At 69.6% G+C, this 19,370-nt stretch carries 14 protein-coding genes; 7 read left to right on the top strand and 7 right to left on the bottom strand.

What is annotated here, in order from left to right:
- The first annotated feature begins 98 nt into the window (after positions 1-98).
- Entirely contained in the window at positions 99-1,940 is a 1,842-nt protein-coding gene (locus SFY69_06015) for an amidohydrolase (GenBank protein ID MDX2131586.1), read from the top strand.
- A complete protein-coding gene (locus tag SFY69_06010; protein MDX2131585.1) occupies positions 1,940-3,448 on the top strand; it encodes an alginate export family protein in 1,509 nt (502 codons plus the stop codon). The genes SFY69_06015 and SFY69_06010 overlap by 1 nt, the downstream gene beginning before the upstream one ends.
- A gap of 119 nt (positions 3,449-3,567) precedes the next feature.
- Here the strand turns inward: SFY69_06010 and SFY69_06005 are convergent, their stop codons facing one another.
- Genes SFY69_06005 through SFY69_05995 form a run of 3 tightly spaced genes read right to left on the bottom strand, consistent with a single transcriptional unit; the run spans position 3,568 to position 8,749 of the window.
- Positions 3,568-6,738: an efflux RND transporter permease subunit gene (locus SFY69_06005; GenBank protein MDX2131584.1), complete on the bottom strand. Its 3,171-nt coding sequence runs from the start codon at positions 6,736-6,738 to the stop codon at positions 3,568-3,570.
- Positions 6,735-8,174 (bottom strand): TolC family protein, encoded by a 1,440-nt coding sequence (locus SFY69_06000; GenBank protein MDX2131583.1) that lies wholly within the window; start codon positions 8,172-8,174, stop codon positions 6,735-6,737. The genes SFY69_06005 and SFY69_06000 overlap by 4 nt, the downstream gene beginning before the upstream one ends.
- On the bottom strand, positions 8,171-8,749 hold the full coding sequence (locus SFY69_05995) for a TetR/AcrR family transcriptional regulator (GenBank protein MDX2131582.1): 579 nt from the start codon (positions 8,747-8,749) through the stop codon (positions 8,171-8,173). Before SFY69_05995 ends, SFY69_06000 begins: the two co-directional genes overlap by 4 nt.
- A 104-nt stretch (positions 8,750-8,853) precedes the next feature.
- On the opposite strand from SFY69_05995, the gene SFY69_05990 reads away from it, so the two are divergent.
- A complete protein-coding gene (locus tag SFY69_05990; protein MDX2131581.1) occupies positions 8,854-10,203 on the top strand; it encodes an efflux RND transporter periplasmic adaptor subunit in 1,350 nt (449 codons plus the stop codon).
- A gap of 112 nt (positions 10,204-10,315) precedes the next feature.
- Here SFY69_05990 and SFY69_05985 read toward each other — a convergent pair whose 3' ends face one another.
- The 4 genes from SFY69_05985 to SFY69_05970 all read right to left on the bottom strand — a co-directional run bounded on the left by SFY69_05985 (position 10,316) and on the right by SFY69_05970 (position 12,266).
- A complete protein-coding gene (locus SFY69_05985) occupies positions 10,316-10,687 on the bottom strand; it encodes a hypothetical protein (protein MDX2131580.1) in 372 nt (123 codons plus the stop codon).
- 281 nt (positions 10,688-10,968) lie between these two features.
- Positions 10,969-11,634, bottom strand: a complete 666-nt coding sequence (locus SFY69_05980) for a hypothetical protein (GenBank protein ID MDX2131579.1) — start codon at positions 11,632-11,634, stop codon at positions 10,969-10,971.
- 9 nt (positions 11,635-11,643) lie between these two features.
- Positions 11,644-12,003 carry a hypothetical protein gene (locus SFY69_05975; GenBank protein ID MDX2131578.1) on the bottom strand — a complete coding sequence of 120 codons (360 nt, stop codon included), beginning with the start codon at positions 12,001-12,003 and terminating at the stop codon, positions 11,644-11,646.
- Positions 12,000-12,266, bottom strand: coding sequence for a hypothetical protein (locus SFY69_05970; protein ID MDX2131577.1), 267 nt, complete (start codon positions 12,264-12,266; stop codon positions 12,000-12,002). The genes SFY69_05975 and SFY69_05970 overlap by 4 nt, the downstream gene beginning before the upstream one ends.
- Before the next feature lie 428 nt (positions 12,267-12,694).
- On the opposite strand from SFY69_05970, the gene SFY69_05965 reads away from it, so the two are divergent.
- The 4 genes from SFY69_05965 (at position 12,695) to SFY69_05950 (ending at position 19,366) form a co-directional block, all read left to right on the top strand.
- The gene (locus SFY69_05965; protein MDX2131576.1) at positions 12,695-13,609 is read left to right on the top strand and encodes a hypothetical protein; all 915 of its coding nucleotides are present in this window, start codon (positions 12,695-12,697) and stop codon (positions 13,607-13,609) included.
- A gap of 40 nt (positions 13,610-13,649) precedes the next feature.
- On the top strand, positions 13,650-15,287 hold the full coding sequence (locus SFY69_05960) for a methyl-accepting chemotaxis protein (protein ID MDX2131575.1): 1,638 nt from the start codon (positions 13,650-13,652) through the stop codon (positions 15,285-15,287).
- Positions 15,288-15,436: 149 nt separating this feature from the next.
- A complete protein-coding gene (locus SFY69_05955) occupies positions 15,437-17,164 on the top strand; it encodes a DUF1338 family protein (GenBank protein ID MDX2131574.1) in 1,728 nt (575 codons plus the stop codon).
- A gap of 243 nt (positions 17,165-17,407) precedes the next feature.
- The gene (locus SFY69_05950) at positions 17,408-19,366 is read left to right on the top strand and encodes a PAS domain-containing sensor histidine kinase (protein ID MDX2131573.1); all 1,959 of its coding nucleotides are present in this window, start codon (positions 17,408-17,410) and stop codon (positions 19,364-19,366) included.
- The last annotated feature ends 4 nt before the right edge of the window (positions 19,367-19,370 follow it).

The raw sequence follows: 19,370 nt of genomic DNA, 5'->3' as shown, positions 1-19,370 counted from the left end.
TTGTCCGCACGCTCGACATCGCCCGCACCGTCGCGCCGCGCTAATCCCGCGTCCGCACACCGCCACTCAGCACATCCCGACCAACGGAGCGTCCGCGCATGAATCTCTCCCGCCGCGAACTCATCGCCCTCGGCGCCGGCGCCGCAGCCGCCGCACTCATCCCCGGGTGCTCGACGGCGCGTTCCGCCGCGCGCACGCGCGACCTGCCCGCCGGCCCGCCCGATCTGATCATCCACAACGCCCGCATCACCACGCTCAACCGCGCCCAACCGTCCGCACGCGCCCTCGCCGTCCGTTCCGGCACCATCGTCGCCGTCGGCTCTGACGCCGACATCCTCCGCTCGAGCGCGCCGTCCACGCTCGTCATCAACGCCCAGAACCGCCGCCTCATCCCCGGCCTCAACGACACCCACACCCACACCGTTCGCGGCGGGCTCAACTACGCGCTCGAACTCCGCTGGGATGGCGTCACCAGTCTCAAACAAGGCCTCCAGATGCTCCGCGAACAGGTCCGCCGAACCCCGCCCGGCCAGTGGGTCCGCGTCGTCGGCGGCTGGTCCTACGCGCAGTTCGAAGAAAAGCGCCTGCCCACGCTCGACGAACTGAACGCCATCGCGCCCGACACCCCCGTCTTCGTCCTCTACGTCTACACGTCGGCGCTGCTGAACAAGGCCTGCCTCAAGTACCTCGGCATCGACAGGAACTTCTCGGGAAACAAGTACCCCGGCGGCACCATCGTCCGCGATGCCTCCGGCGAACCCTCGGGCCTGCTCCTCGCCGACCCCTCCGCGCTCATCCTCTACTCCACGCTCAACGACGGCCCGAAGCTCGACATGGAGCAGCAGATGCTCTCCAGCCGCCACTTCATGAAGGAGCTCAACCGCCTGGGCGTGACGAGCTCCCTCGACTGCGGCGGGGGCTTCCAGAACTGGCCCGACGACTACGCCGTCGTCAAGGAACTCCACAAGCGCAACCAGCTCACGATGCGCATCGGCGTCTCGACCTTCATCCAGCGCCCGGGCAAGGAGCTCGAGGACTTCCGCGACTGGACCGAGCGCTACACCCCGCGCTTCAACGGCCAGGGCGAGGGCGACGACATGTTCTACCTCATCGGCGGCGGCGAGATGCTCGTCCGCTCGGCCTACGACTTCGAGGTGTTCAACATGCCGCGCGTCGTCCCGCCGCCGAATGCCGAGGCGGACCTCGAACGCGTCGTCCGTCTTCTGGCCGAGAAGAAGTGGCCCTTCCGCTTCCACGCCACCTACGACGAGACGGTTACCCGGCACCTTGACGTCCTCGAGCGCGTGCACCGCGACACGCCGCTCTCCGACCTCCACTGGATCTGCGACCACGCCGAGAGCCTCAGCGACCGCAACATCGAGCGCATCGCCGCGATGAACGGCGGGGTCGCCATCCAGAACCGCATCGCCTTCCAGGAGCTGCCGTTCCTCGAGCGCTACGGGCAGCAGGCCGCGGACGAAGCGCCGCCGATCAAGCGCATCCTGAAGGGCGGGGTGCCGGTCGGTGCGGGCACGGATATGTCGCGCGTGAGCAGCTACAACCCGTGGGCCTGCATCCGCTGGCTCGTGACCGGCAAGGGCGAGGGCGGCGCGACGCTGCTCTCCCGGCGTACCCGCCTCGACCGCGAGACCGCCCTGCGCCTGTGGTGCGACAACGCGTGGTTCAGCCGCGAGCAGACGCGCAAGGGCCGCCTCACCCCCGGGCTCTTCGCCGACTTCTCGCTCCTCAGCGAGGACTACTTCGCCGTCGACGAGGACCGCATCGCCGACCTTGACAGCGTGCTGACCGTCGTGGGAGGCGCCGTGGTGCACGCGGCCGGGGAACACGCCGCGCTCGACCCGCGCCTTCCGGACCTCAACCCCGCCTGGTCACCGGTGCTGCACTACACCTCGTGGCGCGGGAAGGAACGCCGCGCCTGATGTTCTACGCCACCCACACCAACGCCCGGCTCGCGCTCTGCTTCGCGGCCGCCTTCGCCCTCTCGCAGCACGCGGCGGCCCCGCGCGCCCGAGCCCAGTCTCCCGCTGCTGCGGCGTCCGCGCCGTCCCAGCCCGCCCCCCCGCCCAAGCCCCCGCCTTTCAGGCTCTTCCGGTACGACGAGGACTACTCGTACCTCGCCGACCCCGCCCGGCGGACCTCGCCCCTCGACAGCCTCAAGTACATCCCCCTCGACGACTCCGGCGACATCACCCTCTCTCTCGGCGGCGAAGCACGCTCGCGCTACGAGTATTCCTCCGCCCCGTTCTTCGGCCTGCGTGCGCCCGGGCACGACGACTTCTTTCTACAGCGGTTCCTGCTTCATTCCGACCTGCGCGTCGGCGAGCGTGACGGGCTGCACGGGCGCGCCTTTGTCCAACTCCTCTCCGGGCTCGTGGCGGGTGAAGAGTTCTCCAAGCCCGGCAACCAGGACAACGCGCTCGACGTGCAGCAGGCGTTCGGCGAGGTCATCCTGGGCGACACGCGCCCCGCCGCCGTCGCCACGGGAGACACGTCCTTCGCGCTCCGCGCCGGCCGTCAAGAGATGGGCTTCGGGTCGTACCGGCTGGTCACCTCACGAGAGCCCACGAACGCGCGGCTTGCGTTCGACGGCGTCCGGGCCACGCTGCACACCCAGCGCCTGACCTTCGACGCCTTCCTCGTCCGCCCCACCGACCACAAGATCGGGCTGTTCAACGACGGCCAGGACGACAACTCGACTTTCTGGGGCCTCTACTCCGCGATCCCGCTCGGCCCTGAATCACGCCGGGGGCTGGACGTCTACTACCTCGGCCTGCATCGCGAGAACACCCGTTTCCAGAGCGGCGTCGGCGAGGAACTGCGCCACTCCTTCGGCGCGCGCCTGTGGGGGCGCGCCCGCGGCTGGGACCACGACACCGAAGCCGTCGTCCAGTTCGGCGATTTCGACCTCGCGGGCTCTTCGCAGGACATCCTCGCATGGACCGTCGCCAGCAACACCGGGTACACGTTCGAGAACGCCGCCTGGAAGCCCCGACTGGGCCTCAAGCTCAACGTCGCCAGCGGCGACGACGACCCGGGCGATGATCGCCTCGCGACGTTCAACCCGCTCTTCCCCCGGAACAACTACTTCAGCGACGCGAACCTGCTCGCCCCCTTCAACTTCTTCGACATCCACCCGACGCTCACCGTGCGCCCGCTCGATTCAGTCACCGTGACTGCGGGGTGGGACGTCTTCTTCAGGTACAGCACCGACGACGCCGTGTTCTCCCCCGTCGGGCTGGTAATCCCGGCGACGGCATCGGACGGCCGGTTCGTGGGCAGCACTTTGTCGCTGGTGGCCGATTGGGCCATCAACCGGAACCTGACCCTTTCGGCGAGCTACGCGCACTTCTTCAAGGGCGAGGTCGTCCGGGACGCCGGCGGGCGCGATGTGGACTATTTCGGCGTCTGGTTCACCGCCAAGTTCTGAGCGGGTCGTCGCCCGCCCGTCGGCCCGGGGGGATGGAGGGAGCACCGCCGCACTCTCGCTCGCGCCCGCGGGCGGGCGCTGAGCGACCGCCGGCCGTGGCCGATCGACGCCGCGCCGCCTCACGCCGCGGCGCGCTCCGTCGGCACGAGCACCCGCGGCCGTCGCGCGAACGCGCGGTGCAGCAGCAGGTGCGCCACGGGCGTCACGAGCAGCGTGATCGCCAGCGAGAGCATCTGCCCGCCGATGACCACGACCGCGATCGCCCGACGCTCTTCCGCGCCCGGACCCGTCCCCAGCGCCAGCGGGAGCATCCCGCCGACCAGCGCGAGCGTTGTCATCAGGATCGGGCGCAGGCGATCACGGCTGCCCCGCAGCACGGCCTCTTCGATCGGCACACCCTGCGAATGCAACGCGTTGATGTGATCCACCTGCAGAATCGAGTTCTTCTTCACGATGCCGAACAGCACGAGGATCCCCAGCGCCGAGTAGAGATTCAGCGACTCGCCCATGGCCCACAGCGAGACGAACGCGAAGGGCACGGACAGCGGGATCGACAGCAGGATCGTGAACGGGTGCAGGTAGCTCTCGTAGTTCGACGCCAGGATCATGTACATGAACACGATCGAGAGCGCGAACGCGATCAGAAACTCGCGGAACGTCCGCTCCAGCTCGCGCCCGCGCCCCAGGATCCGCACCGTGTAGTCCGGCGGCATGTTCAACGCCGCGATCTCGGCGCGCAGCGCCGCCAGCCGGTCCGCCAGCGCAAAGCCCGGGCCCACCGACGATCGCACGTTCGCGGCCCGCACCCGGTCAAGCCGGTCGATGCGCGCCGCCGCCTGCGCGGGCTCGAGCGAGGCCAGCGAGCGCAGCTCCACCACCCCGCCCGGCACGTTCGCCGCGGGCACGAGCAGGCGGGGCAGGTCGCCCGGGTCCGCGCGATCCCCACGCGCCAGGCGGAGTTGCACGTCGTACTCCTCGTTCACGCTCTCGTCGCGGAAGCGCGTGACCTCGTCGTCGCCGCCCACGAGCAGGCGCAGGGCCGTGCCGAGGTCGCGCGGCGAAACGCCCAGGTCCGCCGCTCGATCACGGTCCAGTTGCACCCGCAGCTCGGGCGTGTCGAGCTTCAGCGTCGTGTCGGCGTCGGGCATGCCCCCGATCTCGCGCGCCCGCACGCGCAGCGCCTCGGTGTACTCGGCGAGACGCTCCAGCTCGGGCCCGCGGATGGCGATGTCGATGTCGAAGTTGCCGCCACCGATGTTGAACGCGGCGAACGGGCGCACGCTCGCGCGGAGGTCGGGCAGGTCGCGCAGCCGCCGGCGAAGATCCTGCATCACGTCGGACTGCGTGTAGTTCCCCCGGAACGCGTCCAGCGGGCGTCCTCGCAGTGTTTCTCGCCACAGGCGCCCGAGCGAGAACAGCCGCTCCTCGTGCGGGCGGATGCGAACGTACACGTCGCCGCGATTCACCTGCCCCAGGAACGACCCCCCGGAGGACGACATCGTCGTGACCACCGCCGGGTGGCTGCGCACGCGCGCCTCGACCTCGCGCATTGCGTCGTCGAAGGCCTCGAACGACACGCCCTCGGGCCCGCTGACGTTGATGCTGAACTCCGCCTCGTCCACGTTGCTCGGCAGGTAGTCCTGCTTGAGCAGCCCGTACAGGGGCACGCCCGACGCCGCGATGAGCAGCGCGAGCACCGCCGTCGCGTGCCGGAAGCGGACGCACAACCGCAGCGCCCGGGCGTACGCGCGGTCGATGAAGCCGTAGAACCCGCCCCGCGAGGCCGCGTGCGACTCGTCCGTGCCGGGCTTCGCCGGCTTCAGCATGCGCGACGCCATCATCGGGGTCAGCGTGAACGACACCAGCAGGCTCACGAGCACCGCGACCGCCGCCGTCACGCCGAACTGGTACAGGAAGCGCCCCGAGATCGACGACATGAACGAGACGGGCACGAAGATCACGACGAGCGAGAGCGTCGTCGCGAGCACGGCGAGTGCGATCTCCCGCGTGCCCCGCAGCGCCGCCTCGACCGGGGACAGACGCTCCTCCTCCACCAGCTTGTAGATGTTCTCGAGCACCACGATGGCGTCGTCGATCACGATGCCCACCATGAGCACGAGCGCCAGCATCGTCACGCTGTTCAGCGTGAAATCCAGCGCCCACATCATCGCGAACGTCGAGATCACCGACGTCGGGATCGCGATGCCCGCGATGATCGTCGAGCGCCACGAGCGCATGAACGCCAGCACCACCAGCGTCGCGAGCACCGAGCCCAGCACCAGGTGCACCTCGATCTCGTGCAGGGCGGCGTAGATGTACCGCGACTGGTCGCGGATCAGCTCCAGCGACACGCCCGCGGGCAAGGCGTCGCGCACCTGCGCCAGTTCTTCCTTCACCCCCTCGATCACCGCCACGCTGTTCGCGCCCGACTGGCGACGCACCTCGATCGACACGGCGGGCACCCCGTTGAGCCGCGTGCTCGACCGCTGCTCGCGCGTGCCATCCTCCGCCGCGCCGATGTCGCGCACGCGCACGGGCGCGCCGTTCACGACCGCGACGATGACGTTCCCGAACGCCTCGGCCGATTCCAGGCGTCCCATGGTGCGCAGCACCTGCTCGCGCTGCGCGCCGGTGACGTTCCCCCCGGGCACGTCCGCGTTCTGCCGCTCGAGCGCGTCGCGCACCGCCGTGATCGGGATCCCGTGCGCCGCGAGCTTCTCCGCGTCCACGTCCACGTTGATCGTCCGCTCCAGCCCGCCGACGATCGTCACCTGCCCCACGCCCTCCGACCGCTCGATCCGCGGGCGCAGCACCTTGTCCGCCACCTCCGTCAGCTCGCGGATGCTCATCTCCCCGCTCAGCGCCACCGTCAGCACCGGCGACGAGTCGTTGTCGAACTTCGACACCACCGGGGGCTCGGCGTCCTCCGGCAGCCGGCGCGCCACCGACGCGACACGGTCGCGCACGTCCTGGGCCGCGGCCTCGATGTCGCGGTCCAGGCTGAACGTCGCCAGCACGATCGACGACCCCTGCCCGGAGATCGATCGCAGCTCCTCGATCCCCTCGATCGTGTTCACCGCCTCCTCGATCACCCGCGAGACTTGCGATTCCACTTCCTCGGGCGACGCGCCGGGCAGCGTCGTACGCACGTTCACCGTCGGCAGGTCCACCGACGGCAGACGGTCCACCCCCAGGTCGCGGAACGCCACGCTCCCCACCACCACCATCGCCGCGATCAGCATCACCGCGAACACCGGGCGACGGATCGAGACCTCCGCGAGTGACTTCACGTCCGCCCCCCATCCTCGCGCGCGGGCGGCACGCGGCGTCTGTCCAGCGCGGGCGCGTCGGGCACCTCGGCCTCACCGTCGTCGGCCTGGGGCCTGGGCGAGCCGATCTGCTCGGTTGCCAGCAGCCCGCACGCCCGCCGAAGTTCCAGCGTGAGCAGCGTGTGCTCGAACCCCTCGCTCACTTCTTCCAGCTCCGCGCTCAGCAGTTCGTCCTGCGCGGTCACCCGCTCCAGATTGGTGCCCAGCCCCGCCTGGTACGAGGCCTCGGCGAGCGTCAGCGCATCGCGTGCGGCTCGCACCTGCGTGCGGAACTCCTCCAGCCGCGCCCGCGACGCGCCGAGCCGCGCGAGCGCGCTGTCCACGTCCGCGACGGCGGCCCGCGTGCGCAGACGGTGCTCCAGCACCGCCTCGCGGAACACAGACCACGCCGCCCGGATATCCGCCTCGATCCGCCCCGCGCTGAAGAGCGGCACGCGCAGTTGGATGAACGACGCGATCGCCGACGCCGAATCGTCGGGCGTCTGCAGCACGAAGGTCTCGAGATCGATCGTCAGCGTGGGCGCGTACTGCCCGATCGCCGCGTCGACCTCGCGGCGTGCCGCGTCGACCTCCGCCCGGGCCGCCAGCACGTCCTGGCGATGCTCGTGCGCGAGCGCCAGCAGCGTGTCGCGCGCCGGCGCGTCGGCGGGCGCTCGGAACTCGTCGGTCAGCCTCGACCGCGCGACGTCGGCGTTGGTTAGCAGCGCCAGCGTCGCCCGCGCGTCCAGCGCGTTCCCGCGCGCCGTGATCAACTGCGCACGCGTCCGCGACACCTGCGCCTCGATCTGCGCCACGTCCAAGGGCCTGGTGAACCCCACCTCGTTCCGCGCCCGCGCGTCTTCCAGCCGCGCCATCTGCGTCGCGACCGATGACTCCAGCACCGCCCCGAGCCGCTCGGCCCGCAACACCTCGTAGTACGCCCGCGCCGTCTGCAGGAGCAGCGTCTCGCGCAGATCAAGAATCAGCCACCGGCTCGATCGCGCCCGCGCCTCGGACGCCTCCACGCTCCGAAGATCACTCAGCCCGGTGAGCAGCCGATACTGCCCGGTGGCCCCCACTGTCGTCTGGACAATGCCGTCCCCCGTGTTCTCGCGGAGCGACGTACCGCCGACCAGATCGAACGTGGGCTTGAGCGCCGCCGCACGCCGCTGCCGCTCCGCGAGCGCCTGCACGTACCGCTCGCCCTGCTGCGCGAGCTGCTCGTTGTGCGCGCTCGCCAGCCGCAGCGCGTGCTCGAGCGTGAGGTCCGCGCCCGCCTCGTGCAGCGGCACGCCTCCGGGCGGGTCGCTCACGCGCCGGTACAACTCGACGTCGGCGTCGTGCCGGTGCGTTGCGGCGCAGCCGGCCAGCCCCGCCGCCAGCACCAGCGATCCGCACGCCGCCGCGCGACACTTCACGCTGTCACCTCCGCGCGCAGCCCGCGACGCAGCAGCCCCATCATGTGCCCGACGAGCATCTCCCGCGTCAACTCGGCCGGCGGGTACAGCATCACGCCCCGCACGAAACTGAGCAGGTACTGCGTCGTGAGCGCCGGGTGCTCGTCATGGACCTGACCCGTCCGCACCCCCTCGCGCAGGCACGCCTCGATCCGATCCGTCAGCGCCCGTCGCGTCTGCTGCAGCTCCGGGTCCTCCGGCGTCATCGCCCCGCTCCGCATGATCCGGTACACGCCCGGATACGCGAACGCGAACTCCACGATCGCGCCCACGATCGCTTCGAGCTGCGCCCAGCAATCATCCGCGCACGCCCGAAGGTCCGCGTCCAGCCGGCCGTTCACCGCCGCGAACCCCCGACGAATCACCGCCAGGTACACCTCTTCCTTACTCGCCCAGTACAAGTACAGCGTGCCCTTGCCGACGTGCGCCGTGGCCGCGATATCCTCCAGCCGCACCTCATGGAACGGCTTCGACGCGAACAGGCTCGCCGCCGCATCAAGTATCACATCCGGCTTGTTCGGCTTCTGTGTGGTCAATCCGGACTTCCTCAATCCGCGAACCTCTAGAACTGGCCGGTCAGTATTGTCGTACGCCGACTCTCGCACGTTGGATGTACAGGAACTCAGGAGGCCTTCGAAAGTTGTTCGCCGACCTGCAGACCCCTCGCCCTGACGCACCCCGTGCGGGCACGCCGGTCCTCGGCGTGTTCGCGGCCGCGCTGGCCGCACTCGCCGCGCTCGCGTCCTGTGATCGCTCGCCCGCGCCGCCCGCCGCCGCGCGCGCGGAAGAGGTCCGCACCGTTCAGCTCGCGCCGATCGTCGAGCGCGACGCCATCCGCAGCGTGACCATCACCGGCACGCTGTACGCCGAGGAAGACGTGCTCGTCGCGGCCAAGGTGCCCGGTCGCGTCGTCGAGATCTCCGCCGACCTCGGTGATGCCCTCGAGGCCGGCGCCATCCTCGCCCGCATCGATGAAACCGACTACGCCCTCGCCGTGGCCGAGCAGCAGGCCGCCCTCGCCGCGGCCCTCGCCAAGGTCGGGTTGCCGGCGCTCCCCGAAGGTGACGTCGACGTCTCCGAACTCCCCGAAGTCGCCCGTGCGCGCGCGGAAGAGGCCAACGCCGAGGCGCTTCTCCAGCGGGCCCAGCGCTTGTACGAGCGCACGCCGCCGCTCATCAGCGAGCAGGACTTCGCCGACATCCGCACGCGTCATCAGGTCGCGTCCACGACCGCCGCCGTCGCGCGCCTGAACGTCGAATCGCTCATCGCCGAGGCGCGCGTGCGGGCCTCCGCGCTCCGCACCGCGCAGCAGCGCCTCGCGGACACGGGCGTCATCGCCCCGCGCGAGAAGCCGCTCGTCTACCGCGTCGCGGAGCGGCGCACCTCCGTCGGCGAGATGGTTGCGCCGAACCAGGCGCTCTTCCGCATCGTCGCGACCGATCGCGTGAAGTTCCGCGGGCGCGTCCCGGAGCGCTACGCGGGCCGCATCGCGCCCGGCGCCGCGACGACGCTCCACCTCGACGCCTCCGCGCAGCCCGTCCGCGCCACGGTCACCCGCGTGTCGCCCGCCGTCAGCATCGACAGCCGCGCCTTCGAGATCGAGATCGAGGCCCGCAACGAGCAGGGGGTGCTGAAGCCCGGCAGCTTCGCCCGCGCCATCATCGAGATCGGCGTCGAGCCCGATGTCCGCTACCTGCCCGCCGACGCCGTTATTACATTCGCCGGCGTGACGCGCGTGTACTCCGTGCGTGACGGCAAGGCCGTCGAGCACCGCGTCGAGCTCGCCCCGGCCCGGGACGGCCTGCGCGAGGTGCTGGGCGATCGCGCAAGCGACGCGGGCCTCGGCGGCGTGCTCGCCGTCGTGCACAGCCCCGGAAACCTCCGCGCCGGGCAGCCCGTCCGCGTGGCCGACCGCGCCTCCGACGCCGCACGCGACACGCCAGCCGCCACGCCAGCCCCCTCGCCCGCGCCCGCCCGCGAGCCCGGCTGAGGCGATCCGGCGACACCGGCCCGCGAGTTCTGGCAGCAGCAGCAGCGGCGTTCTTCGAGGGTGTCGCGTCGGCGTGCTGCCGCGATGCCGCGCGAGCGCCATGGGGCTGCGATCATCTCTCCTTTGCAATCTTCTCCAGCGCCAGGAACAGTGACGTGCCAAGCCCCAACATGAGCAGCCCCGTCATAGTGATGGAGAAGAACCCCGCCAGTATTCCGTCGAACGGCTTGAACGGCAGCGACGGATAGATCATGCGCAGCAAGATGAGCCCGGCGATCGCGCCGACTCCATACGACCACGCGCAGATGTGCGTCAAGAGGGTCCTACCCCGTACGACGGACGCGGCGCCGGGAACACACGCGATGAAGAACGGAACGAAGAACAGCACGCACTCCGTGAGCGATGTCGCGATACTCCCAACCACCACGAGCAGCGCGATGCCCGACACGCCGACGAGCACGCTTGCGCTCGCGGTGCGATACACGCGATCCCTCGCCGCTCGCCACTCCGCGGCCTCACGCGGCAACATCCCGCACTCCGGACACGGCGCATCAGGCGCCGCCTCGCCGGCGGATCGGTCATATTCGCATCGGCCGCAGGGAGACGCGGGCATGCCTGGTGATCCTCGAGCGTGCCGTCGGACTGCGTGACGGCGACGACGTCGCCCCGCCAGTTCTGGCACATGTAGCGGCGTTCTTCGAGGGTGCGTCGGACGGGCAGCGCCAGGGGTCGGAGCCGCCGAGGCACGCAGCGGCGTGGGTCGCCTTAGTCAACTGTTGCATGCAGACGCATCCCCCGAATGACCCATATATACCCGTCCTCCTCCGTGACACGCTCATTCTGGTATCGTCGGCAGCTCATGGCTGCATCGAGCGTGCTCAACAAGTGGAAGTGGTTTAGCCTGGGAAACCACGGCTCCTTAACGGCCTGAAACCTGTCCTCTTCTGTGTACCCGCAGCCTGAGAGCAGGCTGAGACCATAAATACTGGCTATATCAAATCCAAGCAGCGGAAGCCGTTCCAATGGCGGCACGTCATTTCGGGCGACGTCGCGGGTATGATCCCATCGACGGAGCCCCGCATTCGATATGGGAAGCAGATAGCTCAAGGCGAGCACGAACACGTCTTGGGACCGATCATCGACGGCAAACAGAGCCGCCAGCATGAATATCGGCCAGTCTTCGCGAACCACGGTAGATATAGCACCATTGGTCAATCCGTCATGGCCGACACCGACATCCATATAGTTGTCTCTGTTCTGCGCGTTGATCGCAAGTGGCAGCACATACTTATCGACACTTATCACTGTCGCACATTCATGCAGACGAAACGCCTCACGTGGATGCACGCTCACGCCATTCTGAGCCCGGCGTATCGAGATGCCGACATAGTGCTCTTGCAAATTGTGTTGCTTTAACTCAGTACTGAGCATTGCATCTCTCTAGAGGCAATCAGTGGTCTCGTGGCAATCGCATATACATGACGGAGGTGGACTTTGATGACACTCTTGATGATGGTGGCGATGATCGCCAGGACATGGAGGATGTTCCCGCTCGGTCATGTCGGCCAAGTCGACATCGCCGTCCATGTCGAGGTCGGCCACGGGGTAGACGGTCGGCTCGCCGTAGGACGAGTAGCGGACGTACTCCAGCGGCGTGCCGTCGGACTGCGTGACGGCCACGACGTCGGCCCGCCAGTTCTGGCAGAGGTAGCGGCGTTCTTCGAGGGTGCCGTCGGACGCGCAACGCCACGGGTCGACGCCGCCGCCGCAGGAGGTGTTGTCGCGGTCTCGCAGGATCATGGCGTCAATGTACGAACCCCCGCCGAACCCGCTACCAACTTCCTCGCGCTCAGCCAGGCCCCGGCGTGGTGCACGAACGCCTCCTTCGGGCTCGTGTCGGCGTTGCGGAACGTCGCGACCGCCCGCCACCGCTCGTCGTGCATGAGATAGTACCGCTCCTCGTCCTCCAGCGTTGCGTCGGCGTCGGTGTCGTACTGCCACATCGTGCGGAAGCCCAGGCCGTTGGTGCGCGGGCGGTGCGTACTGCGGTCGCGTTGGCACAAGCAGCCCTGAGAGATTGCTTACTCGCTTTGGGCCGCGGCGGAGTGCGCGTGCAGATGCCGCGATGAGTCGCCCAGCACCAAGCCCGCTCGGGAACGAACCCGCCCCTCGATAACCCCTCGGCGAGAAACCCGCCCAGCGACAAGTCCCTTCGGCGACACGCCCGCCCTGCGACAGGCTGGCGCGGCGACGAGCACCGGCCGCCGGTGGGTGGCGCGGTGCGGAGTTCTACTTGCACCGGACTCACGGACGTATGTGAAGTGCGGCCCAGCCCCTGCCGATCGACAGGGACGGCCGGTGGCATCCTCACCGATCCGCTCGCGGCTGTCCAAGTTCAGGGTCGTTGCCCCGACTCGACCCCGCCCGACGGTTTTGTCAGTGATGTTTCGGCTCGTCCCCCGGGTTCCCTTTGGCGAAGAAAGGCAGATTCATGGTTCGCGAGAACACGCTGTCCGACTTCGCCGCAATCCGGCGCAGGTCGGTTGGAGGGCACATCGCCGGCGCGCTGGCCGTGGCGTTGGTTACCGGCGTCGCGGGGGCCCAGCCCGAGGCGGGCGACGAGGGCGTCGCCGAGGAGTCGCGCTTCGGGATCACGCTGGGCGCGGACGTCACGAACGCGTACTTCTTCCGCGGCATACGTCAGGAGACCACCGGGTTCATCCTGCAGCCGTACGCCGACGTGTCGCTGGAGGTGTTCCGCGCCGAGGACGCGACGCTGTCGGTGAAGGCGGGGATGTGGAACTCGTACCACGGCACGTCAACGGGTTCATCGACGGGCGACAGCTTCATCAAGCATTGGTACGAGGCCGACATCTACGCCGGGTTCGGGCTCGCGACGGGCGAGTGGGCGTTCGACCTTCGGTACATCTGGTACACGAGCCCGAACGACGCGTTCGGCACGGTTGACGAGATCGATTTCAGCGTGGCGTACGACGACACGGAGCACCTGGGCGCGTGGGCGTTGAAGCCGGCGGTCACGCTCGCGACGGAGCTGGGATCGAACGCGGCCGACGGCGCGCGCAAAGGCACCTACCTGCAGGTGGGCGTCTCGCCGGGCTTCTCGATCGACGAGGGCGCGCTCGAAGGCGTGGCCGTCACGTTCCCGGCGGCGGTGGGCCTGAGCCTGAGCAACTACTACGAGGGCACCGGGGGTGAGAACGACGCGTTCGGCTTCGCGTCGATCGGTGTGAAGGTGTCGGTGCCGATCCCGACCGACCCCACGTGGGGGTCGTGGACGGCGAGCGCGGGCGTGCAGGTGCTGTTCCTGGGCGACGCGGCGGAGACTCTCAATCGCGGTGATACGACCGAGGTCATCGGCACGGTGGGCGTGTCGGCGACGTTCTAGCGGACGCGTCGGCGGATTGGTTGCGCGGGAGGTGGATCGCATGCAGCTCAAGGATCTCAGCGTCGGGCTTCGTTTCGGATTGCTGGTCGGTGTCGTCGTGCTGGTGCTCGGCATCGCCGGGTTCATCATCTACGGCAAGGTCGAAGCGACGAAGGTGCAGGGCCCGGCGTACCAGCGGATCATCCTCGGCAAGGACCTTGTTGCGGACATTCTTCCGCCGCCCGAGTACATCATCGAGAGCTACCTCACCACGCTCCAGCTCCCGCTGGCCGATGGTCCGCAGGAGATCGAGCGGCACGCGGCCCGTCTCGCAAAGCTCCGCGAGGAGTTCGAGGGCCGTCAGGACTACTGGGCGCAGACACTGCCCGAAGGCCCGATGCGCGCGATGCTGCTGCAGGAATGCGCGGTCCCCGCGCGTGAGTTCTACGACCTGGCGGAGAATCGCCTGCTCCCGCTCTACCGCGCCGGCAAGCGCGACGAGGCGCTCACGCTGCTGAAGGGAGATCTGCGGGGCGCGTACGACACGCACCGCGCGGCCGTCGACCGCCTGGTTGTCGCCGCCAACGACTATTCCGCCACCGTCGAGCGCGAAGTCGCCGCCCAGCTCCAGACGAGCTGGCTGGTGCTCGGCACCACCGGGGCCGCGGCGCTGGGCATCATCGCCGCGTTCTGCGCCGTGCTGGCACGCAGCCTCACCCGCCCGCTGGCGCAGTTCCAGGAGCGGTTCAAGGACATCGCCGCGGGCGACCTCACGGTCCAGCTCGACGCCGCCCGCAAGGACGAGCTCGGCTCGGTGGCACGGTACTTCAACCAGCTCGTCGCCCGCCTGAACTCGACGTTCGTCGAGGTGCAGGCGAGCGCGCGGGACATCGGCGCCGGCGCGACGCAGAACTCCTCGGCCAGCCAGTCGCTCGCCGAGGGCGCGAGCGAGCAGGCCGCCAGCCTCGAGCAGATCGGCGCCAGCGTCGAGCAGATGTCCTCGATGACGCAGCGCAACAGCGAGCACTGCAAGCAGGCGAGCGTGATGGCCGACAGCGCCAAGCGCGCCGCCGACAACGGGCAGCGTCAGATGACGCAGATGACCACGGCGATGGGCGAGATCAAGCAGTCGAGCGCCGAGATCGCCAAGATCATCCGGGTCATCGACGACATCGCGTTCCAGACGAACCTGCTCGCGCTGAACGCCGCCGTCGAGGCCGCCCGGGCCGGCGAGGCCGGCAAGGGCTTCGCCGTCGTCGCCGAAGAGGTCCGCTCGCTCGCGCAGCGTTCTGCCGAGGCCGCCAAGAGCACCTCGGGGATGATCGAGGTCGCCACCCGGCGTGCCGACAACGGCGTCGAGATCGCCGCGGCGGTCGGGCGCGCGCTCGACGAGATCGCCGCCTCCTCTTCAAAGGTCGACACGCTCCTCGCCGAGGTCGCCGCCGCCTCCGACGAGCAGAGCAAGGGGATCGGGCAGATCAACTCCGGGATCGCGGAGCTCGACAAGGTGACGCAGCAGACCGCCGGGAACGCCGAGGAACTCGCCTCCGCCGCCGAGCAGACCGCCGCGCAGGTCTCCTCGCTCCAGGAACTCGTCCGCCAGTTCAAGACCTCCGCGCCCGCGCAGCGTGCCTCCTCCACGCCCGCACGCTCCGCCACTCCCCCGCCCGCCGCCGCCGTTCGCGGGCTGGCGGCCTGAGGACCACCACCCCACGCGTTCCGTGCCGGGCGGCTCCGGCCCTGCCCGGCGCCCCCGGATTCCTACGATTGCTCGGGCGAGCGTGCCGCGCGGCCCGCGCTTGCGTCCGCGCGTCGTTCCCGCGCTCTCGCCCCGCCGGGAGGCCGCTCATGTCCACCACGTTCGCCAACCCCATCGACATGCAGAACCGCCTCTTCTCCGAACTCTCGCGGATGTTCGGACGCGAGGTCCCGCTCTACGACAAGTCGCTGCTCGTGAACAGCGTGACCAACCGCGCCGTCTGCGACCTCCTCGCCGCCTGCTTCGACGGCTTTTCGATCACCGACGAGCAGCTCGACAAGACCAGCGGCGAACGCCACGGCGCCATCCGTATCGGCCGCCCCGACGAGTACCGCTGGATCGGCCGCTTCTTCGCCTGCTTCGCGATGCAGCCCCACAACTTCTACGACATGACCAGCGTCGGCGCGAAGAGCCAGCCCGTCATCGCCACCGCGTTCCGCTCGCTGGTGCACCCCGAGCACCGCATCTTCACCTCGCTCCTCCAGACGAGTTACTTCGACGACGACACCCGCCGGCGCGTCGAGGCGCTCCTGGCGCGCCGCCAGGTCTTCTCGCCCCGCGCCATGCAGCTCATCGAGGCGTGCGAGCGCGACGGCGGGCTTTCCTCCTCCGACGCCGACGCGCTGATCGCCGAGGGCACGACGCGCATCTTCAAGTGGACGGGGCGCGCGCACGACCACGCGCTCTACGCCCACCTCTGCAACGCCGGGTTCAAGATCGCCGCCGACATCGCGTGCTTCCAGGCCCACCACCTGAACCACCTCACGCCCAACACGTTCTGCATGGACCTGTACACCAGCGCCATGAAGTTCTGCCTGGGCGAGATGAAGGAGCCCACCTTCCGCACCCGCGCGTCGACCGCGCTGCAGCGCCTCGAGCAGCACGCCGACGCCCACTGGATGCGCCTGCACTTCAAACACCTCTCGCGCGACGAGATCGCCGCCTTCCGGCGCGCTGCCCCCGCCCCGGGCACCATCGCCCGCGCGGTCGACGCCCTCGTCGCGCGCCTCTCGCGCGACGACCTGCGCCTCGCCACGCTCAATCACGCCGGCTTCAAGGACTTCACCGAGGGACCCTCGCAGGACACCCCCGTCCTGCTGCGTCAGGACGCGTACAAGGCCCTCACCGAGCCCGTGCACTTCACCAACCCGGACGGCACGCAGTTCGACACCGTTCACACCGCCCGCTTCGGCGAGATCGAGCAGCGCTTCTACGCCACCACTCCCCACGGGCGAGAGCTCTACGACCGGTGCCTCGCCGCTGCCGAGCGTGATGTGCCCGCCACCCTCGCCAAGACCGACTTCTCCGCCTACGAGGCCGCCTACGCCAGTCATTTCGCGCAGTTCCCCAAGACGCTCCCGGAACTGCTCTCGCAGGGGTTCGTGTACGCCTGGTTCGAGCCCACCGCCAAGGGCCTGAACGCCCGCGGCACGATCGATTCCACCGACATCTTCGATCTCGTCCGCGAGGGCTACGCCGCGTACGAGGGGCTGCGCTACGAGGACTTCCTCCCGGTCAGCGCCGCGGGCATCTTCGCCTCCAACCTCAACCAGTACGGCACGCAGTCCACCGCCGCCGTCAAACCAACATACACCAAGCAGATGCTCGAGGAGATCCTCGGCAAGCCGATCATCGAGGCGGACGTCGTGTACCGGGGCCTGCACGCCGAGTCGCTCCTGCACACGTACGCCGAACTGGGGCTCACCGAGCGCCTCGACGCCGCGGCCCGCGCCGCGCTCGAGCGCGACGCCGCCGCCCTCCCGCCCGACGCCGCCTCGCGCTACGCGGAGCGCAGCGTGCTCGCGGCCCGGGCCTGAGCACACCGCGGATTCCGAAGCACCGTGCCGTTCCCAAGCACCGACCCGTCGCCAGGCTGTTCCCGCGCGCGGTCGCCAGCATCCCCTCGCGTCGCGCCGGCGATGCCCGCAGAACCGGCGAATCTGCATGAAAAGCGGCTCATGCGATATGGGCGCCGTGGCCCGCCCGCTACGCTCCGAGCCGAAAAACACCCAAGGCTGTGCGCGACGCGGTGGGGCCCGCCGGGCGCTTAGGAGACCGTGATGAAGCTGTCGCGAGCCGACACGCGAGCTGACGACGACGTCATCGCCGATCTGCAGGCCTCGAACTCCCAACTCCGCGAGAGCGAGCGCCGCTGGCGCGAGATCTTCCACGCCGTGCCCACCGCCATCTACGCCTGCGACGGCGCCGGGCGCGTCATCGCCTTCAACCAGGCCGCCGTCGAGCTGTGGGGGCGCGTGCCGTGCGTCGGCAAGGACTACTGGTGCGGCTCGCACCGGCTCTACCGCGACGACGGCACGGCCCTCGACCCGGCCCTCTGCCCCATGGCCAAGGCCGTACGGGGCGAACCCTTCGACGACTCGTCCGAAGTCATCATCGTCGAACGGCCGGACAGCACGCGCCGGTACGTGCGCCCCCACCCGCGTCCCCTGTGCGAAGCCGACGGATCCGTTGCCGGCGCCGTCAACCTCGTCGTCGACGTCACCGCCGAAGTGCTCGCGAACCAGGAGCGCCTCGCCACCGAGACCCGCTTCCGCCGCATGGCGGACGCGGCCCCCACGCTCATCTGGATGTCCGACACGCACGGGCAACGCGTCTGGTTCAACCGCCCGTGGCTCGACTTCACCGGACGCACCGCAGAACAGGAACTCGGCGACGCCTGGATGGACGGCGTGCACCCCGACGACCGCGCGACCTACCTCGACGCGTTCCGCGCGCACTTTCAGTCCCGCACCGAGTTCCGTCACGAGTACCGCCTCCGCCGCGCCGACGCCGAGTACCGCTGGGTGCTCGACCAGGGCGCGCCCAACTTCGCCGCGAACGGCGCGTTCGACGGGTTCATCGGATCGTGCGTCGACATCACCGACCAGGTCGCCGCACGGCGTCTGCTCGAGGAGCAGCACTCCCTGCTCGAGCAGGCAGTCCGCCACCGCACGCGCGAACTCGCCGCCGCCAGCGAGCGACTCCGGCTCACCGACCGCCTCGCCACCATCGGCACGCTGTCGGCGGGTCTGGGGCACGACATGGGCAACCTGCTGCTGCCCGTGCGGATGCGCCTCGACGCCATGGAGGCGAGCGATCTTCCCGACGAGGTCCGCGACGACGTCGCAGCCATCCGCAAGGCGCTCGATTACCTCCAGCGACTCACCGGCAGCCTCCGCATGCTCTCCGTCGATCCCGACCGCGAGGACGCGCAGGTGCCCACCGATGTCGCCGCCTGGTGGCAGGAGGCCGAGGGAATGCTGCTGAACGGGATCCCCCGCACCACGGCCCTCTCCGCGGATATCGAGCCGGGCCTTCCTCCCATCCAGCTCGGCAAGCCCGCGCTCACCCAGGCGATCTTCAATCTCGTGCAGAACGCCGGCGACGCGCTGCGCACCGCCGTCGAGGGGCGCGTCCAGTTCCGCGTCTCCCGCGCGCCCTGCGGCACGTGCGCCCGCCTCACCGTCAGCGACAACGGCCCGGGCATGTCTCCCGAAGCCCGCGCACGCTGCCTCGAGCCGTTCTTCACCACCAAGACCCGCGCCCTCGGCACGGGGCTGGGCCTCCCCCTCGTCAAGAGCATCGTCGCCCGCGCGGGCGGATCGCTGGAGGTCGAGAGCACCGAAGGAGGCGGCGCGAGCGTCACGCTCATCATCCCCCTGGCCGAGCCCCGCCCGACCATCGACCCGGGCCTGCAAGGCGTCGCCGCCGTCCAGTGCGCCGATCCGCGGGTCGCCAGCTACATCGACGCCATGCTGGCCGCGCGCCGGTACGCCGTTCGGCGCGCCGAGCCCGACGACACCACCCGCGTGTGGATCACCGATCGCGACGGCCCCGAAGGCCTCGCCGCGGCGCTCGCGTTTCTCCGCGATCGTCCGGACCGCCTCGTCATCTCCCTCACCGATGACGCCGATTCAGACAGTGGTCATCCGAGATTCACGCGCATCGGGCAAGGCTTACGCATGTCCGCGCTTCGAACAGCTCTCGATCGGGCGATGGCATTAGCCCAACTAACCTGAGAGG

The sequence above is a fragment of the Planctomycetota bacterium genome, from assembly GCA_033763975.1.
Taxonomy (GTDB): Bacteria; Planctomycetota; Phycisphaerae; order Phycisphaerales; family UBA1924; genus RI-211.
The sequence above is the reverse complement of the archived record's forward strand: the minus strand, read 5'-3'. Positions and strand labels throughout refer to the sequence as shown.